Below are 7051 nucleotides of genomic sequence, written 5' to 3'. Positions count from 1 at the left end.
AAAATCCAATGTGGGAGCGAGCCTGCTCGCGATAGCGGACTCACATTCAACACAAATCTCTCAGCCAAAAAAATACCCGCATCTCACGACACGGGCATTTTTCATTTCAGCTCACACCTCAGAAATCATACTTCGCCATGATCTGCACATTACGCGGCTCGCCGTAGAAGGTGGTGCCGAAGTTGCCCAGGCCCGACATGTACTTTTTGTCGAAGACGTTGTTGGCATTGGCGGTGAAGCTCAGGTGCTCGTCGTACTGAAATCGCGTCATCAGGTCCACGAGGGTGTAGCCGCCTTGCTTGAGCAGGGTGTTGCCACCTTCGCCGTTACCCACGTTCGGGTTGTAGCTCTGGCCGTAAAACGCGCTCTGCCAGCTGACGCCACCACCGATGGTCAACTGGTCCAACGCACCGGGCAGGCGGTAGGTGGTAAACGTACGCACCACGTGTTCCGGTTTGGTGGAGGCCAACGGGAAACCGAAGATACGTTGTTCATTCTTGTCGCGGGTACGGGCGTAGGTGTAGCCGGCAGACACGTTCCAGTCCTGCGCCAGTGCGCCTGCCAGTTCCAGTTCCACACCTTTGGTGGTGGCGCCGGAGATGGCTTCATAGATGTCTCGACCGGTGTTTACGTCGGTGATGACGTACTGGGCAACGTTGTCCTGGTCAATCTGGAACAGGGCAAAACTGGCGTTCAGTTTGCCTTCGAAATAAGCCGCTTTGATGCCGGTTTCGTAGCTGTCACCTTCAACCGGGTCGAGGGTTGAGCCGGTGGCGTCCTGGTAGATCTGTGGCTGGTAGATCTTGGTGTAGCTGGCATAGACCGAGTACGTATCGTCCAGGTCATAGACCACCCCGGCGTACGGCGTGACGACACCATGTTCCTTATAACTGGCGTGGGTGTCGGTCAGGTTTGCATCCGGATAGTAGGTGTAGTCTTCGTTGTACTTGAAGGTGCTCAGGCGACCGCCGAGGATGAACGACAAGTCGTCGGTCGGACGCAGGCGCGTGGCCATGTAAATCCCGTTCTGGCTCTGGGTACGTTCGTATTTGCCGTTTTTCGGGAATTCCTGTTTTGGCAGGTCACCGTTCCAGTCAAAGATGCTGCCCGGCACCAGTTCGAAAGCGCTGGAGTCGTAGGTCGCACCCGTCTGACGCGAGTGGGCAGCCATGAAGCCGGCCACCAGTTCATGCTCGCGCCCGCCCAGGGAAAACGGCCCGGAGAGGTTTACGTCCCCGGAGTTCTGTACGCGATGACCTTCCCAGCGACCCCAGTACAGGAAATTGCCCTCGCCGGTAACGGGGTCAGCGGAGCCACCGCTGGCCGAGGCCAGTTGGGTATCGTGATCGGTGGTTTTCTGGTCGAAGCTGGCCTTGAATTTCCAGTCATTGGCCAGTGCTTGTTCCAGCGACGCGAAATAGGTGACGCTGTCGAAATCACGACGGCTCCAGTCGGCACCCGGGTTGAAACTGCGCGAGAAGTCGGTACGGCTGCCATCGGTGAAGTACGGTGCGTTACCGGTCCAGGAGCTGCCGCGCGGGGTGACGCTGGACTTGTCGACGCCGAACGTCAGCAAGGTGTCGTCCGTCAGATCGGCTTCGAGGATGCCGTAGTAGATGTCTTTTTTCTGGCTGTAATGGTCCATGTACGAATCTTTGTCCTGGTAGGCGCCGACAAAGCGCYCCCGCACATTTCCAGAGTCGGTCAGTGAACCAGAGATGTCGCCTTCGGTGCGGTAGTTGTCCCAGTAGCCGGCAGTGGCGGCGACCGAGGCCTTGAAGTCCTTGGTCGGCTTCTTGCGGATCAGGTTGACCGTGGCGGACGGGTCACCAGCGCCGGTCATCAGGCCGGTAGCGCCCTTGATGACTTCGATGTGGTCGAGGCTGGCCGCGTCGTCGCCGTTGTTCGGGTTTTCACCGTAAACGCCGTCGTAGGGAATGTTGACGCCGTCGTACTGAAAGTTGGTGATGGCAAAACCACGGGCGGAAAACTCGGTGCGGTCACTGTCGTACTTTTGCGTTGTGACGCCGGGCGTGTTGCGCAACGCGTCGGCAACGCTTTGTACACCGCGGTCGTCCATCATTTGACGCGTGACCACGGTCACCGTTTGCGGCGTTTCGCGAATGGTCAACGGCAGCCCGATCGCGGTGGTGGTGGCGCCGGTGGTGTAGGAGCCGGTGTCTTCTGTGGTCATGCCCAAGGCCTGTCCGGAAATGGTGGTCGCGCCCAGTTGCAGGCCCGAACCGCCGCCAGACACCAGGGTCACGGTGTTGCCATTGATCTGGAATGAAATGCCAGTGCCTTGCAACAGCGCTTTCAGGGCGTCGCTCGGTTCCAGTGAACCGGAGACCGCGCGCGACTTGATGCCCGCCACCTGATCCGGGCTGTAAAGGATTTGCAAGTTGGTCTGCATGCCCAGTTCGGTCAGCGCGTTGGAAAGCGGCTGGACGGCAACATTCACTTTCACAGGTGCAGCATTGGCCATCGAGCTCCCCAGCAAGGTGGCAGTCAGCAGCACGCTGGTGAGCAGATGCAAAGACGGGCGCTGTACGGCCAACGCGAGAGGTGTGCGGCGTGGTAGAAGTCGCATTACTTACCTGAGCTCCTGAAAAATGTTGTGCAGAGTTGTTGTTAATAAGAATGATTATTAAGACGGGGCGCGGACGCAAAACCGGAAAGAAACCTGGGAAATAAAATTCAGAAGGGAGGATTTGTGCAGGCACAGGGGCCATTTGGGTAGCCCAAATGCCGGTCAATCAGGTGAACAAACTGTGGGAGTGAGCCTGCTCGCGATAGCGGTGAATCAGTCACCATCAATGCTAAAGGTGATGGCCCTATCGCGAGCAGGCTCGCTCCCACAGGTATTCGGTCATCAGGCCAGGGTCAGCTCAGTGACCACCCGGCCGCTTTCCATGCGCACCAGTTGGTCGGCGACATCGAAATAACGGTCATCGTGGGAAATCACGATGATGGTCTTGCCCAGACGTTTGAGGTCCGGCAGCAGCTCGGTGTAGAAGATCCGGCGGAAGGTCGGGTCCTGGTCGGCCGCCCACTCATCGAACACCAACACCGGACGCTCCTCCAGCCAGGCGTTGACCAGCGCCAGGCGCTTGCGCTGGCCGGTGGACAGGTCGGTGGTGGTGAAGCTGCCGTCCTTGACGCTGACCTTGTGCGCGATCTCCAGCCGTTGCAGGTATTCGTTCGCGTCTTCGGGGATGTGCGTGTCGCCCTGGACCACGTCATCGAATAGGTAGTAGTCGGCGAATATCGTGGTGAACAACTGGCGATAATCATCGCGATTCTGCGCGTCGATGGCCTCGCCGTTGACGCTGATCTCGCCCTGCTGCGGCGTGTACAAACCCAGCAGCAACTTGATCAGCGTGGTCTTGCCGCAACCGTTCTCGCCGACGATAAAGGTGATATCGCCTTGCTTGATCGTCAGGTTCACCGGCCCGAGCTGGAACGGCACCGCGCCTTCGGCTGCCGGAAAAGCGAAACGCACCTCGGCCAGTTTCAGTTCGTGCACCGCGTGTTTGACCGGGCCATGATCGCTCAGCAGGAGATGCGGTTCGGGGGTGGAAAACTGCTCGGACAACTCGGCGATGCGACGGAAAGCAATTTGTGCGCGGCTGACAATCGGCAGCGTGCTGATCAAGTGTTCCAGCGGGCCTTTCATGTACAGCAGCACCAGTACGAAGCCGCTCATCACGGTTTTATCGGCGCTCGGCCAGAAGGTTTGCAAGGCCAGCGCCAGGCCGATGACCACGAAGAACAGCATTGAGCCAAAGGTCTTGGCGATCACGAAGGTGTTGATCGAGCGCACCTGGGTGTTGCAGATGAATTCGGCGGTGGCCTTGATACCCGAGACAAACATGCGCTGGCGACGCGGGCGATGGATGCGTAGTTCCTTGGCCCCTTCGGCAATTGCGTTGTAGTGCTTTTGCAGTTCGTCTTCGGCGTCGCGGGCGGCCATGAAACCCTGCACGCCTTTGCTCTGGGCGTAGGCCTGAATCGCCGTGCCGATCAGGATCGCCGCCACCATGATCAGGAACATTGGCCACGACAGAATGGCCAGATAACCCATGCAACCCAAGGTCACGGTCACGGAAATCGCCAGCGGGGCGAAGGCGAAGGCGAAGTCGCTGATGGTATCAACGTCATGGGTCAGCACCGGAATCAGCCGGTGGCTGCGGTAGCGTTCGATCTGTTCGATGGGCGCCGACAGGACTTTTTCGCCCAGCTGTTTACGCAGCTTGGCAATGATGTGCTGGCCGACATAGTTGGTGCCGATGTCGGAGCAGATTGAGCTCAGCAGCGCCAGCAAGCACAAGCCGGCGAACAGCGCGACGACGCCTTGGGTCAGGCCGGTGTCCGAATGCAGGGCGTTGTTGATGGTTGCCAGCAAGACCGTGACGCTCAGGCCGCCGACCATGCCCAGGAAAATGGACGCGGCGACGATCAGCCGAAAGGGTTTCAACAGGGCGAACAATTCGCCGAGGGCGCCACGGGTTGGCTGGGGCATGGGAGACAGTTCCTTGGGTCGTAAGGCAGATACCCAGTAGAACGTCTGATCCAAGGCTTAATTTAGCGACCGCCGACTGGCGGCGACCACACACACAACCCTGTAGGAGCCGAGCTTGCTCGCGATGGCTACCTTCCAGTCGATAGAAGTGTTGACTGTTAGTCCGCTATCGCGAGCAAGCTCGGCTCCTACAGGTCACGCACGATGCGCAAGCCTATCCAGTCGCCGCGCTCTTGCGGGTACTGGCTGTTGCGGTTGCCGGAGCGGGAGAACACCGGGGCTTCACCCCAATCGTTACCGCGAATGCGCACGGCTTCGCAGTTGGGTTCCAACCACGCGCTGCCATCGGTGGGGGCACCGATGTAGTTCGGGTGTTCGCAGTCTTCGACCCATTCGTAAACGTTGCCGTGCATGTCGTACATACCGAACGCATTGGGCGGGTAGCTGCCCACCGGCGAGCTGTAGCTGTAACCGTCCGCCGGGCCATAGGTGTTGGCGTGCCTGGCAATGCTGTAGGCCTTGCCTTCATCGAACGGAAAGGGGAAAGGGCCTTTTGTGCCACCGCGCGCGGCATATTCGCGTTGGGCTTCGCTGACCATGTGGTACGTCTGCCCGGTTTTTTTCGACAACCACGCGACGTAGTTTTTGACGTCATCGAAGTTCATGCACACCGCGGGCTGGCGCGGGGTTTGCGGATAACGCGGTTTGCTGGCGATGCATTCGCGGCCCGGCCGGGTATCGCCGTTGGCAATGATCACCCCACTTTCGCGCACGTAGCTGTCCCACTCGCCGGCGGTGATCTGGAAGCGGCTCATGGCGAACGGCTTGGCGAAGGTCACGTCGTACATCGGACCTTCGTCGGGCTCGCGGCCGACTTCATCGTCCGGCGTGCCCATGGTGAAAGTGCCGGCGGGCAGCACCACCATTTCCGGGCAGTCGCGGCAGTCCTTGAATACTTTGCCGGGTGGCGGTGCGGTGGCGGCCTGGGCGGCGGTGGGCAACAGGCCGGCCATGAGCGCGGTCAGGGCGAGAGCCTTGAGCGGCAGGGTCAATTGATCTCGGTTCATGAGTGATCTCGATATAAAAAACGGGTGTCACGCCAGGTCCAATGTAGGAGTGAGCCTGCTCGCGATAGCGGTGGATCAGTCACCATCAATGTTGAATGGGCTGGCCTCATCGTCGGAACGCCGCCCGGAGCCGGCTCACTCCTACAGGGGATCAGCGTCATGCGGTTTTGTTCAGCAGGGCCATGAAGCGGTCGATCTGGTCTTCCGTGTTGAGCAGGCCAGGTGCAATACGAATCACCGGGCCAACGTCGCGCTCCACCGCGTCGCAGACCACGCGGTTTTCCATCAATTGGGCAGCGACTTTTTCGCAGTCGCGGTCCTTGATCCGGAAGAAGGTGAAACCGGCGGACAGGTCCCGGCTCTTTGGCGTGACCAATTCGATCTGCGGATGCTCCAACAGACGGTTTTTTGCATAGGTATTGAGCGCATGAATTCGTGCTTGAACTTCGGCTTTGCCCAGTTCCAGGTGCAACTTGAATGCCTCGTCCAGCGCCCAGCGATGTTCAAAGCTGTGATAGCCGCCGGGGGTCATGATGGTTGAGAAGGTGGTGGCTTCGGAGAACGTCGGAATGGTCGGCGTGACGTCCTTGAGTTCGGCGGAGCGGGCGCAAATGATCCCGGTGCCGCGCGGGCCGAACATCCATTTGTGGGTGCCGGCGATGAAGAAGTCGCAGTGCATGTCGGGGAAGTCGAGGTCCTCGACGCCGAAGCCGTGCACGCCATCGACCACATACAAAATTCGGTCTTTTTCCTCGCGATTGCGGTTCTGTTCTTCCACCAGTTTGCCAATCTCGCCAATCGGCAGCTTCACGCCGCTGCCGGATTGCACCCAGGTCATGCCGAGCACGCGGGTTTGCGGGCGGATGCCTTTGCTGATCGAACCGATTACTTCATCAACGGAAATGTCGCGACTGTTCTCGAACAGCTTGAGCTTGCGCACCTTGACCTTGTCCTTTTGCTGACGGTAATCCAGCGCATAGTGGGTTGCGTAGTGTTCATGCTCGGTGGTGAGGATTTCCTGATCCGGGCGCACATGAATGCCGCCGTAGATCAGCGACAGACCCTCGGTGGTGCTGCCGGTGAGGGCGATTTGTTCAGGCTTGGCCTTGAGGTAACGCCCGGCCCAGACGCGCACGTCCTGCTCACGTTTTTCCGTTTCGCCCAAGTCCCAGTCCATCGCCCGGCCGGGGTTGCGGTCGAGATTGGCGCGGTGCCGTTCGATGGCCTCGCGTACCGGTCGTGGGTGCGAAGTCACCAGAAAGTTGGCGAAGTGCAAATAGTCCGGATCCTGATCGAACAGTTGGCGCAATTGCGCCCACTTGTCCTTGGGCAGCGGCTGCGCAGTGGCAGCCCGTGCCGGCAACATCACAGCGTTGCTCAGGGGCAGACCGGCCGCGAGAATCCCGGCCTGCTTGAGGAATGAACGACGGTTGGTCATCAGCAAGGTTCGCTTTTGCAAAGG

General features: G+C 59.5%; 4 protein-coding genes. All 4 read right to left on the bottom strand.

From position 1 onward, the window contains the following. Positions 1-118 precede the first annotated feature (118 nt). A complete protein-coding gene (locus AC1DWM_RS26830; protein ID WP_477796590.1) occupies positions 119-2590 on the bottom strand; it encodes a TonB-dependent siderophore receptor in 2472 nt (823 codons plus the stop codon). Positions 2591-2872: 282 nt separating this feature from the next. Then, on the bottom strand, positions 2873-4522 hold the full coding sequence (locus AC1DWM_RS26825; RefSeq protein ID WP_223514295.1) for a cyclic peptide export ABC transporter: 1650 nt from the start codon (positions 4520-4522) through the stop codon (positions 2873-2875). Positions 4523-4710: 188 nt separating this feature from the next. Beyond that, positions 4711-5589: a dihydropyoverdine dehydrogenase gene (pvdO, locus tag AC1DWM_RS26820; protein WP_477796589.1), complete on the bottom strand. Its 879-nt coding sequence runs from the start codon at positions 5587-5589 to the stop codon at positions 4711-4713. A 157-nt stretch (positions 5590-5746) separates the two neighbouring features. Beyond that, positions 5747-7027, bottom strand: coding sequence for a pyoverdine-tailoring periplasmic protein PvdN (gene pvdN / locus AC1DWM_RS26815; RefSeq protein WP_477796588.1), 1281 nt, complete (start codon positions 7025-7027; stop codon positions 5747-5749). Positions 7028-7051 lie beyond the last annotated feature (24 nt).

Source organism: Pseudomonas sp. P4_C8, from assembly GCF_056401975.1.
The sequence above is the reverse complement of the archived record's forward strand: the minus strand, read 5'-3'. Positions and strand labels throughout refer to the sequence as shown.